A 19,848-nucleotide genomic window follows, 5' to 3' on the forward strand; every position below is an offset into this window, starting at 1 on the left:
GTCGGGCAGCTCGCCGCCGGCCATGGCGGTCGTGATCCGGTCGTGGGCGTCGGCCCACTGGATGAACTGCACGTCGAGCGTCGCGCCGGTCGTCGCGTCAGTGGTCCAGTCCACAAACGGTGCCGTTCCGTGATCCGCGGGCCTGGATCGGGTGAAGTGGGCGCTGTCACAATCGACCCTCAGCCGGCCGGTGATCTCACTGGTCGTCGAAGCGTGTGCGCCGTCAGGAGGGGACAGGTCATGTTGCGAACTCCCGGGGGTGCCTCCCCCCTTGCCCGCCGCCGGCGTCTGGTCGCCGGGGTCGCCGCGTTGTCGCTCGGCGCGCTGACCGCCTGTGGCGGCGGTGGTGACGAAGAGGGCGACGGTTCGGGCGAGGGCACCACGATCGAGCTGTGGATCATGGAGGGGACCAACCCCGACGCCGAGCCCTATGTCGCGGACCTGCAGGCCGCGTTCGCCGAGCAGACCGGCGCGACGCTCGACGTGCAGTTCATCCAGTGGGCCGACGCCCACGACCGGATCACGACCGCCATGGCCGGCGGCGAGCTGCCCGACGTGGCGGAGATAGGCACCACCTGGGCGCCGGAGTTCGGCGCCGCGGGGGCGCTGACCGACCTCGCCGGCAGCATCGAGGAGAGCGGCCTCGCCGACGACCTGGTGCCCGCGCTCTCCGAGGCGGCCACGGTGGACGGCGCCGTCTACGGCATGCCGTGGTACGCCGGCACGAGGTCGCTGATGTACCGGGCCGACGTGTTCGCCGAGCACGATCTGCAACCCCCCACCACCTGGGAGGAGTTGCGGGAGGTGGCGCTCCAGCTCAAGGAGCTGGAGCCGGACATGATCCCGTTCCCGGTGATCGGCGGCGGCGAGTACAGCGTGGACGCCTTCATCTGGGGGGCCGGGGGCCAGATCGCCGAGCAGGGCTCGGACGGGCAGTGGGCGTCCACCATCAACTCCCCGGAGGCCGTGGAGGGCATCGAGTTCTACACGTCGCTCGCCACCGAGGACGAACTGTCGGTGGCCGCGGCCAGCACCTGGCTGGAGACGGACCAGCTGGAGAGCTTCCAGAACGGCGAGGCCGCCATGGTCATCAACGGCAACTGGACCGTCAACACCCTGCTGGAGGCGGACGCCTCGTGGGCCGACCGCATCGGCGTGGTGCCCATCCCCGGGCAGACCGGCGGCTTCAGCCCGTCCTTCGTCGGCGGCTCGCTGCTCGGCGACTTCAGCAGTGACGAGCCCGAACTCGCCTGGCAGCTCATCGAGTTGATGAGCACCGGCGAGTTCGCCAGCCAGTGGGCCGAGTCCTCGGGCTACTTCCCGGGACAGCAGTCCCTGTTGGAGGCCGTGCAGCAGGAGGACGACCCGCTGGTGGCGCCGTTCGCGCGGCAGATGGCCGAGGCCGGCGCGAGCGTGCCGGTGACCGAGCAGTACGGGGCGATCCAGGGCGAGCAGGTGATCCCGCAGATGCTCCAGTCCATCCTCTCCGGCGACAAGAGCGTTCAGCAGGCGGCGGACGACGCCGCGGCGGCCATGGACCAGACCTTTGGCGGCTGAGCTCACCCGATCGGACCGCGAGCGGGCGCCGGCTCCGGCCGGCGCCCCCGCGGGCCCGCGCGCCTCCGGGGCCAGGCGCGCCACCTGGACGCGCGCCCTCCGCCCCTGGCTGCTGCTCACGCCGGCGCTTGCCGTGCTGGCCGTCCTGCTCTTCTGGCCCCTGGTCAGGGTCCTGCTGCTCTCGTTCCAGGACTATGGCCTGCGGCAGATCAACACCGGCGAGAGCAACTACACCGGCTTCGACAACTACCGCGAGATCCTGGGCGACTCGTTCCTGTGGCGCACGGTGCTGCCCAACACCGTGCTCTTCGCGGTGACCTGCGTCGTGCTGACCGTCGTCGTCGGCACCCTCGTCGCGCTGCTGCTGCAACGCCTCGGCCGCGTCTGGCGCGTCATCTGCTCCAGCGTGATCATGATGGCCTGGGCCATGCCCGCGGTCACCGGCACCTACGTCTGGATCTGGGTCTTCGACCCGCTCAACGGCGTGGTCAGCGGCGGTCTCGACGGCCTCGGCGTGATCGAGCCCAGGGAGACCAACTGGTTCACCGACCGCTGGTCCTTCTACGCCATCGCCGCGCTCAACGTCGTCCACCACGGCTTCCCCTTCGTGGCCATCACCGTGTTCGCGGCGCTTCTCACCATCCCCAGGGAGCTGCCCGAGGCCGCCATCGTCGACGGCGCCAACGCCTGGCAGCGGTTCTGGCGCATCACGGTCCCCACCATCAGGCCGGTCTTCCTGGTGGTCACCATCCTGTCGACCATCTGGGACTTCAAGGTCTTCGCCCAGATCTACCTGATGCCGGGCGGCGCCGGCTCCAACCAGGAGGTGCTCAACCTCGGCGTCTGGTCCTACATCCAGTCCTTCAGCCGCAACCAGTACGGCATGGGCTCGGCCATCGCCGTGCTGCTGACGCTGCTGCTGCTCGCCATCACCGTGGGGTACGTCAGGGCCCTGTCCAACGAGAGGGACGAACTGTGAACCGCACGTCGACCGCGGGGCGGCTCGGGCTCGGCGTGGCCGTCGTCGCGCTGCTCGGCTTCACGCTCTTCCCCGTGTACTGGATGGTCTCCTCGGCCTTCGACCCGGGCGCCGACCACCGCGGGTCCGCCGTGCTGCCCTCCGGGTTCACCCTCGACCACTTCCGGTACGTCCTCGACACCGGCGAGTTCGGCCGCTACCTCGCCAACTCGGCGCTCGTCGGCGTCGGCACGGTGTTGCTCTCCGGGGTGCTCGCGCTCTTCGCCGCCATCGCCGTCGCCCGCTTCCAGTTCCGGATGCGCACCAAGGTGCTGGTGATGATCCTGGTCGTGCAGATGGTGCCGCTCGAAGCGCTGGTCATCCCGCTCTTCCTGCAGATGCGCAGCCTCGACCTGCTCAACAGCCTGCTCGGCCTCACCATCGTCTACCTGGCGTTCTCCCTGCCGTTCGCCATCTGGACGCTGCGCGGCTTCGTCGCCACCGTGCCCAGGGAGGTCGAGGAGGCCGCCTACCTGGACGGCTGCGGCTGGTGGCGGATGTTCCGCAGCGTGCTGCTGCCCCTGGTGGCCCCCGGGCTGGTCGCCACCAGCATCTTCGCCTTCATCGTCGCCTGGAACGAGTTCGTCTTCGCCTTCACGTTCATGCAGGACGACGGCAACTACACCGCCGCCGTCGGGCTGCACCGCTTCTTCGGCCAGTACAGCACCGACTGGGGCGCCGTGATGGCCGGATCCACGCTCATCACGCTGCCCGTGCTGGTGTTCTTCGTCCTCGTGCAGCGGCGGCTCGCCGGCGGCCTCGCCGCCGGCGCCATCCGCTGACCGCCGTGGCTCAGCCGTTCTGCCCGTAGCACAGGCAGAACGGCTTGCCCGCCGGGTCCGCGTACACCCGGAAGCCGCTCCGCTCCCCGCCGCTGTCGTGCAGCAGCGTCGCGCCCAGCGCCAGGACCCGCTCCTGCGCCTCGGCCATGTCCTCGATCCTCGGGACGTCGAAGTCCAGGTGGAACTGCTGCGGATGGTCGGGGTCCGGCCAGCGCGGCGGCCGGTACTCGCCGTACACCTTCTGGAAGGCGAACCTGGCGCCCGTGGGCGGCGTCAGCCACACCCAGTCCTGGTCCGAGTCGTCCACCTCCCCACCGAGGATCTCCCGGTAGAAGCGGGCCAGCGCCGCCGGGTCGGGACAGTCGATCACCGTGGACTGCAGAGTCGCGATCATGCTCGCAGCATAGGGTGGACGCATGAACAGCAGCACCCAGCTCGACGAGAGCGTCCGCGCGGAGCTGACCGCGCTGCGCGACAGCATCGACAACATCGACGCCGCCGTGGTCCACATGCTCGCCGAGCGTTTCAAGTGCACCCAGCGTGTCGGCCGCCTCAAGGCCGAGCACAACCTCCCCGCCGCCGACCCGGCGCGCGAGGCCCGGCAGATCGCCCGCCTCCGCCAGCTGGCGGAGAGCGCCAAGCTCGATCCGGCCTTCGCCGAGAAGCTGTTGAACTTCATCATCGCCGAGGTCATCAGGCACCACGAGACGATCGCCAACGAGCACGTGAACAGCGGCGATCCCGAGCCGACCTGATGCCCTACGGGCGGGCCGGCCGGCTCGGTCGCGCGCCCGGGGCTACTGCTGCCGGCCGGCGTCCGCCGGCACGATCGTCAGCTCCGTCGGCGCGCACGTCGCCGGCGGCGACGGATTGCCACCGCAGTACGCCTGCCCCTCGTCCGACGGGGTGACCTGCTCCGACCCGGCGGTCGGCTCGGACGAAGTCCCGGAAAAGCCCGTCCACATCACGGCGCCAGCCAACAGGACGCCCACCATCACACGCTTCACGCACATCTCCCTCGCTCAGGTGAAGGCACCGTAACGGCCGACGGCCGAGCGGGGGAGCCCACATCCGGCCGCAATCGCGCCGATGCCGTCGAAGCGATCCCGGCGGCGAGGAGACCGACGACTTCGCGGCCGCGCACGGCCGCCCGTAAAGCCACTGCGACCGCCGGGGCGGGTGGGGCAGCATGACCACCATGGCCTCACTCACCCGTACCGAAGCAGAAGACCGCGCCGCGCTCCTCGACGTGCACCGCTACACCGTCGACCTCGACTTCAGGCAGGCCGCCGACGGCGCGGACACGTTCCCCTCGACCACCGTCATCCGCTTCACCGCGCGCCACGCGGGCGACACCTTCGTCGAGCTGCGGCCCACCACGCTGCGTCGGGTCACCCTCGACGGACGGCCGCTCGACCCGGCCGCCCTGGCCGACGGCCGGCTGCCGCTGACCGGCCTCGCCGCCGGCGAGCACGAGCTGCGGGTCGAGGCCGACATGCCCTACTCCCGCACCGGCGAGGGCGTCCACCGCTTCACCGACCCGGAGGACGGCCTCACCTACCTGTACAGCATGTGCTGCATGACCGAGGGGCCGCTGGTCTTCGCCGCCTTCGACCAGCCCGACCTCAAGGCCGTCTTCGACGTCACCGTCAGCGCGCCCACCGGCTGGACCGTGCTGGGCAACGGCATCGCCACCGAGGAGAGCCCGGGCCGCTGGCGCTGCGCCACCACCCCGCCCATCGCCACCTACTTCATGGCCGTCGCCGCCGGCCCCTACCACTCCGTCCGCACCGAGCACGCCGGCCTGCCCTTCGGCCTCCACGTCCGGCGCTCCCTCGCTCCCCACCTGGACAAGGACGCCGAGGAGATCCTCGACATCACCCGCCGCTGCTTCGACCGCTACCACCAGGTCTTCGCCGAGCCCTACCCGTTCGACTCCTACGACCAGGCGTTCGTCCCCGAGTTCAACGCCGGCGCCATGGAGAACCCCGGTCTCGTCACCCTCCGGGACGAGTACGTCTTCCGCTCCGCCGTCACCGACACCCAGCGCGAGGTCCGCGGCGTGGTCATCGCCCACGAGATGGCCCACATGTGGTTCGGCGACCTCGTCACCCTCCGCTGGTGGGACGACACCTGGCTCAACGAGTCCTTCGCCGAGTTCATGGGCTACCAGATCCTCACCGAGGCCACCGCGCTACGGCCCTGGACCGAGTTCGCCGTCACCCGCAAGAGCTGGGGGTACGACGCCGACCAACGCCCCTCCACCCACCCCGTCGCGCCCGAGCCGGACGCCGTGCCCGACACCGCCTCGGCCTGGACCAACTTCGACGGCATCTCCTACGCCAAGGGCGCCTCCGCCCTCCGCCAGCTCGTCACCTGGCTCGGCGACGAGGCCTTCCTCGCCGGCATCAACCTCCACTTCGCCCGCCACCGCTTCGGCAACGCCACCCTCGCCGACTTCATCGACGCCATGGCCGAGGCATCGGGCCGCCCCGTCCACCAGTGGGCCGACGCCTGGCTGCGCACCACGGGACCTGACACCCTCACGCCCGAGGTCACCGTCACCGACGACGCCTGGCGGGTCGCCGTCCACCACACCGGCGGGTGCCCCCACCGGCTCCGCCTCGGCGCCTATGACGCCGCCGGCGAGCGGCGCCTCACCGCGCGGGAGCCGGCCGTCGAGATCGAGCTGCCCGCCGCCGACGGCACCACCGTCCACGAGCAGCCGGGACGCCGCCCCGACCTGCTGATCGTCAACGACGGCGACCTGACCTACGCCAAGGTCAGGCTCGACCCCGACTCCTGGGCCACCGCCCGGCGCGCGCTCGGCTCGCTCCCGGAGCCGCTCAGCCGCAGCGTGGTGTGGAACGCGGCCCGCGACATGGTCAGGGACGGCGAACTCGACCCCGGCGCCTACCTGGAGGCCGCCCGCGGCCACCTCCCGGGCGAGACGGCGACCGCCCTGCTCCAGGGCGTGCTCGACTTCGCCCGCCGCCAGATCGCCGACCAGTACCTGCCGGACGACCGCCGGGCCGCGGCCCTGGGCACCCTCACCGAGCTGGCCGAGGACATCCTGGAGCGCACCGCCGACGGCGGCGACCCGGCCCGCCGGCTGATCGCGGTCCGCACCCTCATCGGCGCCGCCACCACCCCCGACACCCTCCGCCGCTGGTGGGCGGCGGGCACCGTCCCGGGCGGCCCCGAGCTCGACCCGGAGCTGCGCTGGCAGCTGCTGCACCGGCTCGCCGTGCTCGGCGCCACCGACGAGGCGGAGATCGCCGCGGAGGCCCGGCGCGACCCGAGCGCCACCGGCGAGGAGGGCGCCGCCCGCTGCCGCGCCGCGCTCCCGGAACCGGCCGCCAAGGCCGCCGCCTGGGAGGCCATGTTCGACCCCGCGGACCGGCTCTCCAACTACCTGTTCGTCGCCACGGCCCAGGGCTTCTGGCAGCCGGAGCAGCGGGCGCTCCTCACCGACCACGTCGAGCGCTACTTCCAGGCGGCCATCGCGCTCGCCGAGCGCCGCGGCCACTCCCTCGCGGTGGCCGCCGGCCGGAACGCGTTCCCCAGGATCGTCGACGAGCGCACGCTCACCCTCGGCGAGACGGCCCTGCGCGAGGGCGGCCCGACGCCCGCCCTGCGCCGCGCCCTCGCCGACCAACTCGACGACCTGCGGCGGGCGTTGGCCGTGCGCGCCGCCGGCTAGCCGGCGGTCACCGCGAGATGGATCCGGTGGTGGCGCGGCTCGGCGAGCTCGTCGAGCAGCGCCACCGCCAGGTCCTGGTAGCTGATCCGGTCCGCCAGATCGCCGCCATGGTCGGCGACCCGGTAACGACCGGTCCGCCCGCCCTCCTCGTCGAACAGGCCGGAAGGGCTCAGATACAGCCAGTCGACGTCCCCGCCCTCGGTCCGCAGGATCTCGAGACCGGCGCCGTGCGCCCGGCAGAACGGCAGTGCCTCGGCCGGGATCGCCGGCGACTCCAGCAACGGCCGGCCCGCGGCGTCCGGCAACAGCGCGCCAAGACCCACCACCAGCAGCCGCCGCGCCCCGGTCGACCGCGCCGCCCCGAGCAGCGCCCGCGTCGAGTCGGCGAAGAACGCGTCCGGATCGCTGCCGGGACCGTAGGCGGCCGCCGCCGACACCACGGCCTCGTGCCCCGCCACCAGTTCGGCCACCCGCGCCGCGTCCGTGACGTCCCCCGCCACCACGCGCACCCCGTCGGCCGCGAGCCCCGGATACCGCGCCGGATCCCGCACCACCGCGGTCACCCCGAGGCCACGCCGCCGCGCCTCGTCGACCGTCCGCCGGCCGGCCCTGCCGCCGGCCCCGAAAACCACCAACTCAGTCATGGCGCCGGACCGTAGCGCCCACCCCGGTATCCCCCGGGATACCGGCCGCCCGGCTACCGTGACCGCATGAGGGAACCGCTGCCACCCGACATGTTCGAGGAGCTGTGCCCGTCCGGCCTGGTGCCCATCCGCTTCGGCGACAAGTGGGCCGGCCTCGTCCTCGCCTGCCTCAGGACCGGGCCCCGCCGCTACTCGGAACTCCGTGTCCCGCTCGCCCGCGTCACGCCGAGGGTCCTCACCAGGTCGCTGCGCGCCCTCGAACGCGACGGGATGATCACCCGCACCGTCGAACAGTCCCCGCCCCGCGTCGAGTACCGGCTCACCCCGCTCGGCCACAGCCTGATGGAGCTCTACGCCACCGTCTGCGACTGGACGGCGCGGCACTGGGACGAGCTCCTCGACGCCCGCGAGGCCTACGACGCCGAGCACGCCGAGGCCACGGCCCGGTAGCCGGACGGCGGCGCGGATCCGGCCCTGTCCCTCCTTCGGGGGAACGCGGGGAAAGCCGGGCACCTACCGCGCGGGCGCGGCGTAGCTTGTGGCCGTTGTCCCGGCGCGCGGCACCGCCGCGCCCCATCGGAAGAGGTCAGCCCATGCTCGCGCTGCCAGCGCACGACCCCAGCCTGCTCGCGGGCGGCACCTCGGGCCCGCGTGCCCTCCGCCCCCTGCTGGACACCGTGCTCGGCGCGCTCGCCGAGGGCGCCGCCGCCCGCTGCGGACCGCTGCCGGCCGGTGGCCCGGAGCGCGTGCGTGACCGGCTCGCCGAGGCGGCCCCCGGGCCGGCGCTCCCCGCCCACGGCGCCGGCGCCGCCCCCGCGCTCCACCAACTGGTGCGCGCCCTGGCCGAGGGCGCCGCTGATCCGGCCGACCCGCACTGCGCCGCGCACCTGCACTGCCCACCGCTCGCCGTGGCCGTCGCCGCCGACCTGGCAGCCAGCGCCCTCAACCCGTCCCTGGACTCCTGGGACCAGGCGCCGGCCGCCTCCGAGCTCGAGGACCGGATCAGCCGCGAGCTCGCCGCCCTCGTCCACCCCGCGGGACCCGAGCCGCACGCCCTCATCACCACCGGCGGCACCGAGTCCAACCTCCTCGGCACCCTGCTGGCCAGGGAACACCTCGCCGGGACCGCCGACCGCCCGCTCCGGGTGATCTGCGGGGCCAACGCCCACCACAGCGTGCACCGGGCCGCCTGGCTGCTCGGCCTGCCCGCCCCCCAGGTGCTGCCCACCCCCGCCGGCGTCCTCGACCCGGCCGCCGTGCGGGACGCCCTGCTCGGGCTCGACGCCCTGGCGTGCGTCGCCACCGGCCCCGCCCCCGCGCTGGTCGTGGCCACCGCGGGGACCACCGACAGCGGCGCCATCGACCCGCTGCCCGCGCTCGCCGACACCGTTGCCGCCGCGCGGCACGGCGGACGGCCCGTCGGCCTGCACGTCGACGCGGCCTACGGTGGCCCGCTGCTCCTCAGCCCCACCCACCGGCACCGGCTGGCCGGCCTCGACCGCGCCGACACCGTCGGACTCGACCTGCACAAGCTCGGCTGGCAGCCCGTCGCCGCGGGGGTGTTGACCGTGCCCGACGCGGCCGCCCTCGCCCCGCTCGGCCAGCGCGCCGACTACCTCAACGCCGAGGACGACACCGAGGCCGGGCTGCCCGACCTCCTCGGCCGCTCCCCGCGCACCACCCGCCGACCCGACGTCCTCAAGATCGCGGTGACGTTACGCGCCCTCGGCCGCACGGGCCTGGCCGCCCTCGTCGACCGCGTCTGCGCCGCGGCCGCCGAGTTCGCCGCCCTGGTCGCCGCCGAGCCCGGGCTCGAACTGCACTCCCGACCGACGATCAGCACCGTGCTGTTCCGCCCCGCCGGCGCCACCGACGCCCAGGTCGCGGCCGTCCGGCGCCGGCTGCTGGTCGACGGTCGCGCCGTGCTCGGCCGCGCCACCGTCCGCCGCCCCCTCGGCGGCGCCCCGGCCCTCTGGCTCAAGGCGACCCTGCTCAACCCCCACGTCCACCCCAGCGACCTCGCGGCGCTGATCAAGCTCGTCCTCGACCAGCATGACGGCACGGACGGCGCACCCGGCACCGATGTCACGACCCAGAGAGACCCCGGCGATGACCACCAATGAGATCGAAGCCCCGCTGGACCTCGCGGGCATCGGCGTCGGCCCCGCCAACCTGTCGCTGGCCGCACTGAGCTACCCGATCCCGGGGCTCCGCTGCGCCTGGTACGAGCGGCGCCCCGACTTCCAGTGGCACCCCGGACTGCTGATCGAGGGCACCACCCTCCAAGTCCCCTTCCTCGCCGACCTGGTGACCCTCGCCGACCCCACCAACCCGTGGAGCTTCCTCAACTACCTGCGGCACCAACAGCGCCTCTACCCCTTCTACTTCGCCGAGCGCTTCCACAGCCACCGCGCCGAGTACGACGCCTACTGCCGCTGGGTCTCCCGTCAGTTGCCCGGGCTGAACTTCAGTCACCAGGTCGACGCCATCCGGTGGAACGCGGAGAACGCCGTCTTCGACCTGGACTTCACCCGCCTCGGCCCGCAGGGCGAGGCCGAGGCCGTCGGCCGGGCCCATGCCCGCAACATCGCCATCGGCATCGGCACGGCCCCGCACATCCCCAAGCCGCTGCGGCCGCTCGCCGAGACCACCACCATCCCGGTGATCCACTCGGCCGACTACCTCGACCACCGCGACCGGCTGCTCGCCGCCGACCACGTCACCGTCGTCGGCTCGGGGCAGTCGGGGGCCGAGATCTTCCTCGACCTGCTGCGCCGCCGCCCCGAGGGGCACGAGCGGCTGCACTGGCTCAGCCGCACGCCGGCGTTCGCGCCGATGGAGTACAGCAGGCTCGGGCTCGAACACTTCACGCCCGACTACGCCCGCTACTTCTACGGGCTTCCGGAGTCCACCCGGGACGAACTGGTGCGCCGGCAGTGGCAGTTGCACAAGGCGATCGACCACGAGACGCTCGCCGCCATCCACGACGAGCTCTACCGCCGCTCGGTGCACGGCGCCTGGCCGGACGCCGTGCTCGTCCCCGGTGTCAGCGTCCGGACGGCGGGGCGCCTCGGCACCACCGGGATCGAACTGCACCTGGAGCACGAGGAGCAGGGCGAGCGCTCCCGGCTCACCACCGGCGCCCTGGTGTTGGCCACCGGCTACCGCGAGCGGTCGCTCGACCCGCTGCTGCCCGCCCTCGACCAGGCGCTCCGGCGGGACGCGGCGGGCCGGCCCCGGATCCACCCCGACTACCGGCTGGACCTGGACCCGGCCGTCACCGGCTCGATCTTCGTGCTCAACGCCGAGCGGCACACGCACGGCGTCGGCGCGCCCGATCTGGGGCTGCTGGCCCACCGCAGCGCCGTCATCCTGAACGCGCTGACCGGCGAGCGCTGCTACTCGTTGCCCGAACGGGCGGCGTTCACCACCTTCGGGTTGCGCGCGGACACCGTGCGCCGGCGCACCCCGGAGTTTGCGACCCGCGGGAGGGGGCACTCTCCTTTTCGTTAGGCGAGATGAGTTACCCATAAAGCGGAGCTCAAAAGAGCGGGGCCACGCTCATTCTGTGAGTTGTGGGTCTCCTCTTTAAAATCCGGCCGTCGTGTGGTCACTTTCGCATAGCCCGCTACTCACTGGTAACTCCTACAGTTGGCCTATGCGCCGAGCAAAAATCGTTTGCACACTTGGGCCAGCTACCGACTCATATGAGCGCATCGTGGCGCTCGTCGAAGCCGGAATGGACGTGGCGCGGCTCAACCTCAGCCATGGCGCCCACCGCGAGCACGAGCTGCGCTACCAGCGGGTCCGGCGGGCCGCCGAGGAAATGGGGCGTAGCGTCGGAATTCTCGCGGATCTCCAGGGGCCCAAGATCCGGCTCGGCAGCTTCAGGGAAGGTCCCGTCCTCCTGGAGACCGGCGACGAATTCACCATCACCACCGAGGACGTGGCCGGCGACCACAACCGCTGCGGCACCACCTATCCGGGCCTCGCCGCCGACGTCTCGGCCGGCGAGCGCATTCTCGTCGACGACGGCCGGGTCGCGCTCGAGGTGTCCGCCGTCGAGGGGCCCGAGGTGCGCACCGTCGTCGTCGAGGGGGGCCTGGTCTCGGACCACAAGGGCCTGAACCTCCCGGGCGTCGCGGTCTCCGTCCCCGCCCTCTCGGGCAAGGACATCGAGGACCTGCGCTGGGCGCTGCGCACCGGCGTGGACGTCATCGCCCTCTCCTTCGTGCGCTCCGGTGACGACATCAAGGACGTGCACCGGGTGATGGCCGAGGAGGGGCGGTTCCTGCCCGTCATCGCCAAGATCGAGAAGCCGCAGGCTGAGGAGAACCTGCGGGACATCGTCGACGCCTTCGACGGGATCATGGTGGCCCGCGGCGACCTGGGGGTCGAAGTGCCCCTGGAGTCCGTGCCGTTGGTCCAGAAGCGGGCCGTCGCGCTGGCCCGGCGCAACGCCAAGCCGGTCATCGTGGCCACCCAGATGCTCGACTCGATGATCGAGTCCTCCCGGCCCACCCGCGCCGAGGCGTCGGACGTGGCCAACGCCGTCATGGACGGCACCGACGCGGTGATGCTCTCGGGCGAGACCAGCGTCGGCCGCTACCCGGTCGAGACCGTCCGCACCATGAGCCGCATCGTGGCCGCCGCCGAGGACGAGATGCTCTCCCGCGGGCTGCCGCCGCTGACCGAGTCGACCAAGCCGAGGACCCAGGGCGGCGCCGTGGCCCGGGCCGCCGCCGAGGTGGGCGACTTCCTCGACGCCAAGCTGCTGGTCGCGTTCACCCAGAGCGGCGACACGGCCCGCCGGCTGGCCCGCTACCGCTCGCCGATCCCCGTGGTCGCCTTCACCCCCGACCCCGCCACCTACGCCCAACTCACCCTGACCTGGGGCGTGGAGACCCATCTGGTGCCCACCGTGCAGACCACCGACGAGATGGTCGCGCAGATGGACGAGCGGCTGCTGGACAGCGGCCGGTGCCGGAAGGGCGAGATCGTGGTGATGACGGCCGGCTCGCCGCCCGCCACCCCGGGCACGACCAACCTGGTGCGGGTCCACCACGTGGGTGAGGACGACTCACCGCGCTGACACGCGGGGGGTGCGGGGATGCGGGGCCGGGGGTCCCCCGGACGGGCGCGGGGGGCGAGGGCGTGCCGGGTGCGGGATTCGAACCCGCAAGCCCTTTCGGGCAGAGGTGTTTGAGACCTCCGTGTATGCCGTTCCACCAACCCGGCGGGGGAGCGCTCGGCGAGTGTATCGGCTCAGCCGCCGCGGTGACGAATGGGTACTCTCGTGAGTGCCCCATCAGGCAGGAAACGAGGAGCATCGTGAGCACCCCCGACGTCCCCGACGAGCCCACCACTCCGGCCCAGGCCACCACCGAGGCGGACACCGCTCATGTCCCGCCGAACACCACCCGCGTCGTCATCGCCGAGGACGAGGCCCTCATCCGGCTCGATCTCAAGGAGATGCTGGAGGAGGAGGGGTACACCGTCGTCGGCGAGGCGGGGGACGGTGAGCGGGCCGTGGAGCTGGCCCGCGAGCTCACGCCCGACCTGGTGATCCTCGACGTGAAGATGCCGGTCATGGACGGCATCTCGGCCGCCGAGAAGATCGCCTCCGAGTCCATCGCGCCGGTGCTGATGCTGACCGCGTTCTCGCAGCGGGACCTGGTCGAGCGGGCGCGCGACGCGGGGGCCATGGCCTACCTGGTGAAGCCGTTCAGCAAGAGCGACGTGGTGCCGGCGATCGAGATCGCCGTCTCGCGGTTCAACGAGCTCAGGAGCCTCTCCAAGGAGGTCGCCGACCTCGCGCAGCGGCTCGAGACCCGGAAGCTGGTCGACCGGGCGAAGAGCGTGCTGCAGACGCAGTACGGCCTCACCGAGCCGGCCGCGTTCCGGTGGATCCAGAAGACCTCGATGGACCGCAGGCTCTCCATGCACCAGGTGGCCGAGGCGGTCATTCAGGACGCCGAGGAGAAGCGGCAGAAGCAGCAGCAGAAGTAGTGGTTTCGGCCATGAGTTAACGGCCTGTTAATTCACCACATTACGGGTCAGAGCGCGCCCGGGGTTCCCCACCCCGGGCGCGCTCTTTTGCGGGTGGGAACACTCGGTCCGGGATGAGTGGATCTTGGATGGATCGTCCGGTGACCGGTGAGGCGTGTTCTGTTTCCGGCATGTGCCAGAGGTCACGAGGCGATCACATCTGTCGCTGTGGTGTGTTCGCGCAGCACACGGGGCAATAGATTCCGCTGCACGCCGCACCGGTGTGCCTTGCGCATGGGAGCTGTGCGGTGACGACACACGTCTGGCTCGCTCCAGGGGGTTCTGGAAGTGCTCAACAAATCCATCGCGCGGTTCGCGATACCCATCGTGGCTGGGGCGCTCGTGCTCACCGCCTGCGGCAGTGACGACGGGGGCGACGGCGGAACGACCTACAAGATCGCTTATCAGGGGCCGCTCTCCGGGCAGAACGTGGGCCTTGGCGAGAATATGCAGAACGGCGTACAGCTCGCGATCAACGAGGCGAATGAGTCGGGCGACTACGACTTCGAGCTCGAGTACTTCGCCGCCGACGACCAGGGTTCCGAGACGCAGGCCACCACGGCCGCCCAGAGCGCGATCGACGACAGCGACGTGGTCGCGGTCGTCGGCCCCGCGTTCTCCGGTCCGACCAACGTCTCGGCGCCGCTCTACGGGCAGGCCGGCCTGGCCGCCGTGTCCACGTCGGCGACCAACCCGACGCTGACCGAGCAGGGCTTCCCGACGTTCCTGCGCGCGGTGCCGAACGACAACGCCCAGGGTGCCGCGATGGCCGACTTCCTGGCCGGCACGGACGGCGTGGACGACGTCGTCGTGATCGACGACGTGACCCCCTACGGCGAGGGCCTCGCCGACGTCGCGGAGGCCGACCTGGGCGCCGCCGGCCTCTCGGTGACCCGGGAGAGCGTGCCGGCGGACACGGTCGACTACGGCAACGCCGCCCGTTCGGTGGTGGAGTCCGGTGCCGACGCGCTGATCTACGCGGGGTACTACGAGGCGCTGGCGCCGTTCGCGACCCGACTGAACGAGGCGGGCTACGAGGGCATCGTGATGTCCGGCGACGGCTCGAACGACGACGAGCTGATCAACCTGGCCGGGGACGCGGTGGACGGCTTCTACCTCACCTGCCCCTGCACGGACGCCACCCAGGAGGAGGCCACCCAGTCGTTCGCCGAGCGCTACGAGGCCGAGTTCGGCGTGGCGCCCGGCACGTACTCCGCCGAGTCGTACGACGCGGCGAACATGATCATCGAGCAGATCGCGGCGCTGCACGCCGAGGGCTCGGTGGACCGGCAGGCGCTGTACGAGGCGCTGGCCGGCGCGGAGTACGAGGGGCTGACCAAGACCTTCTCGTTCGACGAGAACGGTGAGTTCACCCAGCAGGCGATCTACCTGTACCAGGTCGAGGGCGACGCGATCGGCTACGTCGGCGCCGTCGAGGAGCTGGTGGGCGGCTAGCGGCCGCCCGGGCCGGTGGGGCCGGGACGCGAACCGTCCCGCCCCGCCGGCCCGTCCGCCCCGCAGGCTCGAAAGGCCCGCTGCCGTTCGTTCCCACAAGGAAGTCAGTCCATGTCCCTTTCCGATATCTGGGACGTTCTTGTCCTGGGTGTGGTGCTCGGCTCGCTGTACGCCGTCATCGCCATTGGCTACACGCTCGTCTACGGTGTTCTCCAACTGCTGAACTTCGCGCACAGCGAGGTCTTCATGTCCGGCGGATTCGGGGGAGTCATCGCGCTCACCCTGATCGAACCGGTCGCCGACCCGTCAGGCCCACAATCCGTCCTGTATGTGCTGCTCGGCATCTGCGCCGGCGCGGCATTGGGCGGCCTGGTCGCGTTCGGACTCGAAAAGGCGGCATATCGGCCCCTTCGCAGACGGAACGCGCCACGTCTGGTCTTCCTGATCACGGCCATCGGCGCGTCGTTCTTTCTGTACAACCTGGCGGGCAAGCTGTTCGGGCGTTACCCGATCCCGATGCCGTCCATGTACGAGAACCGGCGGCTCTTCGACTTCTTCGGCGCCCCGGTGAGCGTGACGCAGCTGATCATCGTGGTCACGGGCGTGGCGATGCTGATCACGGTGGACTTCGTGGTCAACCGCACCAAGCTGGGCTCCGGCATCAGGGCGGTGGCGCAGGACCCCGAGGTCGCCTCGCTGATGGGCGTGGACATCGACAAGGTGGTCTCCCGGACCTTCGTGCTGGGTGGACTGATGGGTGGCGTCGCCGGCTTCCTGTTCGGCACCAACCTCCAGGTGGACTACCAGATGGGCTTCCTGCCGGGCATCACGGCGTTCGCGGCGGCCGTGCTCGGCGGCATCGGCAACGTCCGCGGCGCCATGCTCGGCGGACTGACGCTCGGCGTGGTCGAGTCGTTCACCGTCGAGCTGTGGGGTGACGCCTGGCGCTACGTCGGTGCCTTCGCCGTCCTGGTGCTGGTGCTGATGTTCCGCCCGACCGGCATTCTCGGCGAGCGCGTGGGGAGGACGGCATGAGTGCCGATGTGAGCGTCCGCAAGCCGCTCTCGGCGGCCGCCCGGCTCCGACAGCGCCGCTGGTACCAACAGCCCCGCTGGCAGCGGCTGTTCGGCATGGTCGTGCTCGCCGTGGTGATGGCCCAGGTGACCGGTGAGCAGGGCGAGCGCAACGACCTGTTCCACGCCATCCAGGCGAACTTCCAGAGCACCGGCGTCCTGGTGTGGCTGGCCATCCTGGTCGGCGTCTGGGCGGTGCGCGAGTTCTACGGCGAGCAGGTGGGCACCCAGGGCCGGCGGTGGGGCGGGGAGATCACCCGCCCGATCCAGCGTCTGGTGGGACAGGTGCGCGGCCAACGCGCCTACCGCTGGGGCGGCCTCGGGGCGCTGCTGGTGTTCCTGATCATCCTGCCGCTGCTCGTCTCCACCTTCTGGCAGCAGGTGCTGGTCGACCAGATCGGCGTCTACGTGATGGTCGCCATCGGCCTGAACGTCGTCATCGGCTGGGCCGGCATGCTGGACCTGGGCTTCATCGCGTTCTTCGCGATCGGCGCCTACAGCGCGGCCTTCTGGACGGGCGGCCTCCCGGTGGAGCCCCCGTTCGAGCTGAACAACTTCCTGGTGATCCCGATCGCCGTGCTCACCTGCCTCATCGCGGGGGTGCTGCTCGGCGCCCCGACGCTGCGGCTGCGCGGCGACTACCTGGCCATCGTGACGCTCGGCTTCCACGAGATCGTCTACCTGCTGGCCAGGAACCTGAACGAGTTCACCGGCGGCACCCGGGGCGCGCAGGGCCTGGACAAGTTCTCGGTCGACCTGGGGTTCTGGTCGTACGACTGGGAGTTGGACCCGCAGCCCTACTACTGGGTTCAGCTGGCCGCGATCGTGATCGTGCTGGTGCTGTTCATCCGGCTCGAACACTCCCGGGTGGGCCGCGCCTGGACGGCGATCCGCGAGGACGAGGTGGCGGCGGCCGCCACCGGCGTCGACACGGTCCGCTTCAAGCTGCTGGCGTTCGCCATCGGCGCGTCGACCTCCGGCGTGGCGGGCGTGATCTACGCCAGCAAGCAGGGGTTCATCAACCCCGAGCAGTTCGTGGTGATGATGTCGGTGCTGGCGCTCGCCTACGTGGTGTTCGGCGGCATGGGCTCGATCCCGGGCGTGCTGCTCGGCACGGCGATCCTGGTGTGGCTGCCCGAGTACCTGCGGGACACCGTCGACCCCCAGGACCGTTTCCTCTACCTGGGCGGGCTGCTGGTCCTGATGATGATCTACCGCCCGCAGGGCCTGTGGCCCTCGCGGCGCCGGCAGCACGAGTTGAAGATGGCCGAGGAGGGCACCGCGGGCGCTGACGCGCTGGGCGCCCAGCCCGGAGGTGCGCAGTCATGACCACGGAGATGCAGGAGGCGGCGCGGGCCGCGGCGGCCCGGCAGGCCGGCGACGACGTGCTCGACGCCTCCGCGGTGACGCTGCGGTTCGGCGGCCTCACGAGCCTGGACGCGGTCGCGCTGCGCATGGGGCGCGGCGAGATCCTGGCTGTGATCGGCCCGAACGGCGCCGGCAAGACATCGCTGTTCAACTCGCTGACGGGCGCCTATGTCCCGCAGGAGGGGACGATCACCTTCCGGCCGCGGGCCGGCGGCGCGCACGAGCTGCGCGGCCAGAAGCCGCACAAGATCAGCAGGTTGGGGGTGGCCCGCACCTTCCAGAACATCCGGCTGTTCGGCGCGCTCACCGTGCTGGAGAACGTCAAGATCGCCGTCGAGACACGACAGCGCACGGACGCCGTCTCCATCATGCTGGGGCTGCCCAACGCGCGGCGCGACGAGCGGGCGAGTGACCGGAAGGCGCACGAGGTGCTGTCCTTCGTGGGCCTCGAAGGTCGGATCAACGAGCTGGCGTCGGCGCTCAGTTACGGCGAGCAGCGGCGGCTCGAGATCGCCCGGGCGCTGGCCACGGACCCCGAGGTACTGCTCCTCGACGAGCCGGCGGCCGGCACCAACCCGACCGAGAAGCGGGACCTGGAGGTGCTGATCCGCCGGATCAACGGCGAACTGGCTGTCAGCGTCCTGCTGATCGAGCACGACATGCGCCTGGTGATGTCGGTCGCGGACCGGGTGGTGGTGCTCAACTTCGGCAAGAAGATCGCCGAGGGCACCCCCGCCGAGGTGCAGCAGGATCCGGCGGTGATCGAGGCCTACCTCGGCGCGCCGGCCGACGACGACGAGCAGGCCGCCGTCGCCGAGCTGGTGGCCGAACAGGCCGAGCACGCGGCCCAGGCGGCCGCCATCCCGGAGGCGAGGACCGGCGACGCCGAGAAGCGTGCGGCGGCGGACGGCGAGGAGGAGTCGTGAGCACCGAGGTGGAGCAGGAGCCACGGCGGTCCGCCGAGGACACGGAAGGCGGCACCCCGCTGCTCGAACTGCGGGACCTGCACGTCTACTACGGCGCCATCGAGGCGCTCAAGGGCGTGAGCCTGACGGTCGGCGAGGGCGAGGTGGTCGCGCTGCTCGGCGCCAACGGCGCCGGCAAGTCCACCACGCTCAAGACGGCCTCCGGCATGATCCAGCCCCGCCAGGGCCAGGTGCTGCTGCGCGGCGAGCGGGTGGACGGCATCAAGTCGCACGAGCTCGTGCAGTTCGGCATCGGCCATGTGCCCGAGGGCCGGCGGGTGTTCGCGCGGATGACGGTGCTGGAGAACCTGCGGATGGGCGCCTACCGGCTCAAGCGCCCCGATCCGGCGGACCTGGACCGGGTGTTCACCCTCTTCCCGCGCCTCGCCGACCGGCGCAAGCAGGTCAGCGGCACCCTGTCCGGCGGCGAGCAGCAGATGCTGGCCATCGGCCGGGCGCTGATGGGCAAGCCGGAGCTGCTGCTGCTCGACGAGCCGTCGATGGGTCTCGCGCCGCTGATCGTGCAGCAGATCTTCGACATCCTGCGGGAGATCAACGCGCAGGGCACGACGCTGCTGCTGGTGGAGCAGAACGCCTCGCAGGCGCTCCAACTGGCCGACCGCGGCTACGTCCTGGAGACGGGCGCCGTCGTCATGTCCGACGAGGCCGGGGCGTTGCTGTCCGACGCCCGGGTGCGCGCCGCCTACCTGGGCGAGGCCATCGAGTAACCGGGGCTCAGCCGGACGTCGTCGGGTCCGCCGCCTGGCTCTGCTGGGCGGCGGGCCGCAGCGCGCAGGTGAGGCGCGCCGTGCACACCCGCTTGCCCTGGTCGTCGGTGAGGACGATGTCGTAGGTGGCCGAGGTGCGGCCGGCGTGCGCGGGGGTGGCGACGCCGGTGACCAGGCCGGTGCGCACCGCCCGGTGGTGGGTGCAGTTGAGGTCCACGCCCACCGCGATCTTGTTCGGCCCGGCGTGCAGCATGGCGCCCACGGAGCCCAGGGTCTCCGCGAGCACGGCCGAGGCGCCACCGTGCAGCAGCCCGTACGGCTGGGTGTTGCCCTCGACGGGCAGGGTGCCGACCACGCGCTCGGGCGCCGCGGTCAGCAGGCGGACGCCCATCCGCTGGCCGAGGGCGCCGGCGGAGAACAGCGCGGCGAGGTCGAGGCCGAGGCCGGCCCACTGCTCGACGATCTGGGGTGGGAACTCGGTTCCGTGCTCGTTGTGCTCGCCCATGG

Annotated in this window: 19 protein-coding genes and 1 tRNA gene; 15 read left to right on the forward strand and 5 right to left on the reverse strand. The window is 71.7% G+C overall.

The genetic code is table 11. The features are described 5' to 3' along the window. Positions 1-240 precede the first annotated feature (240 nt). Genes RNC47_RS12015 through RNC47_RS12025 form a run of 3 tightly spaced genes read left to right on the forward strand, consistent with a single transcriptional unit; the run spans position 241 to position 3,357 of the window. Positions 241-1,557, forward strand: coding sequence for a sugar ABC transporter substrate-binding protein (locus RNC47_RS12015; RefSeq protein ID WP_311598117.1), 1,317 nt, complete (start codon positions 241-243; stop codon positions 1,555-1,557). Beyond that, on the forward strand, positions 1,547-2,536 hold the full coding sequence (locus RNC47_RS12020) for a carbohydrate ABC transporter permease (RefSeq protein ID WP_311598118.1): 990 nt from the start codon (positions 1,547-1,549) through the stop codon (positions 2,534-2,536). Before RNC47_RS12015 ends, RNC47_RS12020 begins: the two co-directional genes overlap by 11 nt. After that, on the forward strand, positions 2,533-3,357 hold the full coding sequence (locus RNC47_RS12025; protein WP_311598120.1) for a carbohydrate ABC transporter permease: 825 nt from the start codon (positions 2,533-2,535) through the stop codon (positions 3,355-3,357). Before RNC47_RS12020 ends, RNC47_RS12025 begins: the two co-directional genes overlap by 4 nt. A gap of 10 nt (positions 3,358-3,367) precedes the next feature. On the opposite strand, the gene RNC47_RS12030 is transcribed toward RNC47_RS12025, so the two are convergent. Further along, positions 3,368-3,751 (reverse strand): VOC family protein, encoded by a 384-nt coding sequence (locus RNC47_RS12030; protein ID WP_311598121.1) that lies wholly within the window; start codon positions 3,749-3,751, stop codon positions 3,368-3,370. A 22-nt stretch (positions 3,752-3,773) separates the two neighbouring features. On the opposite strand from RNC47_RS12030, the gene RNC47_RS12035 reads away from it, so the two are divergent. After that, positions 3,774-4,112 carry a chorismate mutase gene (locus RNC47_RS12035; RefSeq protein WP_311598122.1) on the forward strand — a complete coding sequence of 113 codons (339 nt, stop codon included), beginning with the start codon at positions 3,774-3,776 and terminating at the stop codon, positions 4,110-4,112. 42 nt (positions 4,113-4,154) lie between these two features. On the opposite strand, the gene RNC47_RS12040 is transcribed toward RNC47_RS12035, so the two are convergent. Then, positions 4,155-4,364, reverse strand: a complete 210-nt coding sequence (locus RNC47_RS12040) for a hypothetical protein (protein WP_311598124.1) — start codon at positions 4,362-4,364, stop codon at positions 4,155-4,157. 191 nt (positions 4,365-4,555) lie between these two features. On the opposite strand from RNC47_RS12040, the gene pepN reads away from it, so the two are divergent. Further along, entirely contained in the window at positions 4,556-7,060 is a 2,505-nt protein-coding gene (gene pepN / locus RNC47_RS12045; RefSeq protein WP_311598126.1) for an aminopeptidase N, read from the forward strand. On the opposite strand, the gene RNC47_RS12050 is transcribed toward pepN, so the two are convergent. Then, on the reverse strand, positions 7,057-7,704 hold the full coding sequence (locus RNC47_RS12050; protein WP_311598128.1) for an NAD(P)-dependent oxidoreductase: 648 nt from the start codon (positions 7,702-7,704) through the stop codon (positions 7,057-7,059). The genes pepN and RNC47_RS12050 overlap by 4 nt on opposite strands. 66 nt (positions 7,705-7,770) lie before the next feature. Here RNC47_RS12050 and RNC47_RS12055 point away from each other — a divergent pair, with 66 nt between their 5' ends. From RNC47_RS12055 to pyk, 4 genes are all read left to right on the forward strand, one after another. Further along, entirely contained in the window at positions 7,771-8,154 is a 384-nt protein-coding gene (locus RNC47_RS12055; protein ID WP_311598129.1) for a winged helix-turn-helix transcriptional regulator, read from the forward strand. Between the two features lie 143 nt (positions 8,155-8,297). Further along, a complete protein-coding gene (locus RNC47_RS12060) occupies positions 8,298-9,827 on the forward strand; it encodes a pyridoxal phosphate-dependent decarboxylase family protein (RefSeq protein WP_311598131.1) in 1,530 nt (509 codons plus the stop codon). Next, a complete protein-coding gene (locus tag RNC47_RS12065) occupies positions 9,814-11,217 on the forward strand; it encodes a lysine N(6)-hydroxylase/L-ornithine N(5)-oxygenase family protein (protein WP_311598132.1) in 1,404 nt (467 codons plus the stop codon). Before RNC47_RS12060 ends, RNC47_RS12065 begins: the two co-directional genes overlap by 14 nt. A gap of 145 nt (positions 11,218-11,362) precedes the next feature. Continuing rightward, positions 11,363-12,796, forward strand: a complete 1,434-nt coding sequence (pyk, locus tag RNC47_RS12070; RefSeq protein WP_311598133.1) for a pyruvate kinase — start codon at positions 11,363-11,365, stop codon at positions 12,794-12,796. Positions 12,797-12,859: 63 nt separating this feature from the next. Here pyk and RNC47_RS12075 read toward each other — a convergent pair. Then, positions 12,860-12,942 (reverse strand) — tRNA-Leu (locus tag RNC47_RS12075). Between the two features lie 93 nt (positions 12,943-13,035). Between RNC47_RS12075 and RNC47_RS12080 the strand changes: the two genes are divergently transcribed. The 6 genes from RNC47_RS12080 to RNC47_RS12105 all read left to right on the forward strand — a co-directional run bounded on the left by RNC47_RS12080 (position 13,036) and on the right by RNC47_RS12105 (position 19,341). Continuing rightward, complete coding sequence (locus RNC47_RS12080) at positions 13,036-13,713, forward strand: ANTAR domain-containing response regulator (protein WP_311598135.1); 678 nt, start codon at positions 13,036-13,038, stop codon at positions 13,711-13,713. 366 nt (positions 13,714-14,079) lie between these two features. Further along, positions 14,080-15,207 (forward strand): branched-chain amino acid ABC transporter substrate-binding protein, encoded by a 1,128-nt coding sequence (locus tag RNC47_RS12085; RefSeq protein WP_311598137.1) that lies wholly within the window; start codon positions 14,080-14,082, stop codon positions 15,205-15,207. Between the two features lie 111 nt (positions 15,208-15,318). Then, on the forward strand, positions 15,319-16,242 hold the full coding sequence (locus RNC47_RS12090) for a branched-chain amino acid ABC transporter permease (RefSeq protein WP_311598138.1): 924 nt from the start codon (positions 15,319-15,321) through the stop codon (positions 16,240-16,242). Then, positions 16,239-17,609, forward strand: a complete 1,371-nt coding sequence (locus tag RNC47_RS12095) for a branched-chain amino acid ABC transporter permease (protein WP_311598139.1) — start codon at positions 16,239-16,241, stop codon at positions 17,607-17,609. The genes RNC47_RS12090 and RNC47_RS12095 overlap by 4 nt, the downstream gene beginning before the upstream one ends. Beyond that, positions 17,606-18,574, forward strand: coding sequence for an ABC transporter ATP-binding protein (locus tag RNC47_RS12100; RefSeq protein WP_311598140.1), 969 nt, complete (start codon positions 17,606-17,608; stop codon positions 18,572-18,574). The genes RNC47_RS12095 and RNC47_RS12100 overlap by 4 nt, the downstream gene beginning before the upstream one ends. Positions 18,575-18,582: 8 nt before the next feature. Then, complete coding sequence (locus RNC47_RS12105; protein ID WP_394814764.1) at positions 18,583-19,341, forward strand: ABC transporter ATP-binding protein; 759 nt, start codon at positions 18,583-18,585, stop codon at positions 19,339-19,341. A gap of 7 nt (positions 19,342-19,348) precedes the next feature. Here the strand turns inward: RNC47_RS12105 and RNC47_RS12110 are convergent, their stop codons facing one another. Beyond that, positions 19,349-19,846, reverse strand: a complete 498-nt coding sequence (locus RNC47_RS12110) for a PaaI family thioesterase (protein ID WP_311598142.1) — start codon at positions 19,844-19,846, stop codon at positions 19,349-19,351. Between the last annotated feature and the right edge of the window lie 2 nt (positions 19,847-19,848).

The sequence above is a fragment of the Streptomyces millisiae genome, assembly GCF_031845425.1.
GTDB lineage: Bacteria > Actinomycetota > Actinomycetes > Streptomycetales > Streptomycetaceae > Streptomyces > Streptomyces millisiae.

Coding starts and splice junctions, on each gene's coding strand:
- RNC47_RS12015 (WP_311598117.1), top strand. CDS start 241: ATGTTGCGAACTCCCGGGGGTGCCTCCCCCCTTGCCCGCCGCCGGCGT.
- RNC47_RS12030 (WP_311598121.1), bottom strand. CDS start 3,751: ATGATCGCGACTCTGCAGTCCACGGTGATCGACTGTCCCGACCCGGCG.
- RNC47_RS12035 (WP_311598122.1), top strand. CDS start 3,774: ATGAACAGCAGCACCCAGCTCGACGAGAGCGTCCGCGCGGAGCTGACC.
- pepN (WP_311598126.1), top strand. CDS start 4,556: ATGGCCTCACTCACCCGTACCGAAGCAGAAGACCGCGCCGCGCTCCTC.
- RNC47_RS12050 (WP_311598128.1), bottom strand. CDS start 7,704: ATGACTGAGTTGGTGGTTTTCGGGGCCGGCGGCAGGGCCGGCCGGCGG.
- RNC47_RS12055 (WP_311598129.1), top strand. CDS start 7,771: ATGAGGGAACCGCTGCCACCCGACATGTTCGAGGAGCTGTGCCCGTCC.
- RNC47_RS12060 (WP_311598131.1), top strand. CDS start 8,298: ATGCTCGCGCTGCCAGCGCACGACCCCAGCCTGCTCGCGGGCGGCACC.
- RNC47_RS12065 (WP_311598132.1), top strand. CDS start 9,814: ATGACCACCAATGAGATCGAAGCCCCGCTGGACCTCGCGGGCATCGGC.
- pyk (WP_311598133.1), top strand. CDS start 11,363: ATGCGCCGAGCAAAAATCGTTTGCACACTTGGGCCAGCTACCGACTCA.
- RNC47_RS12090 (WP_311598138.1), top strand. CDS start 15,319: ATGTCCCTTTCCGATATCTGGGACGTTCTTGTCCTGGGTGTGGTGCTC.
- RNC47_RS12095 (WP_311598139.1), top strand. CDS start 16,239: ATGAGTGCCGATGTGAGCGTCCGCAAGCCGCTCTCGGCGGCCGCCCGG.
- RNC47_RS12100 (WP_311598140.1), top strand. CDS start 17,606: ATGACCACGGAGATGCAGGAGGCGGCGCGGGCCGCGGCGGCCCGGCAG.
- RNC47_RS12110 (WP_311598142.1), bottom strand. CDS start 19,846: ATGGGCGAGCACAACGAGCACGGAACCGAGTTCCCACCCCAGATCGTC.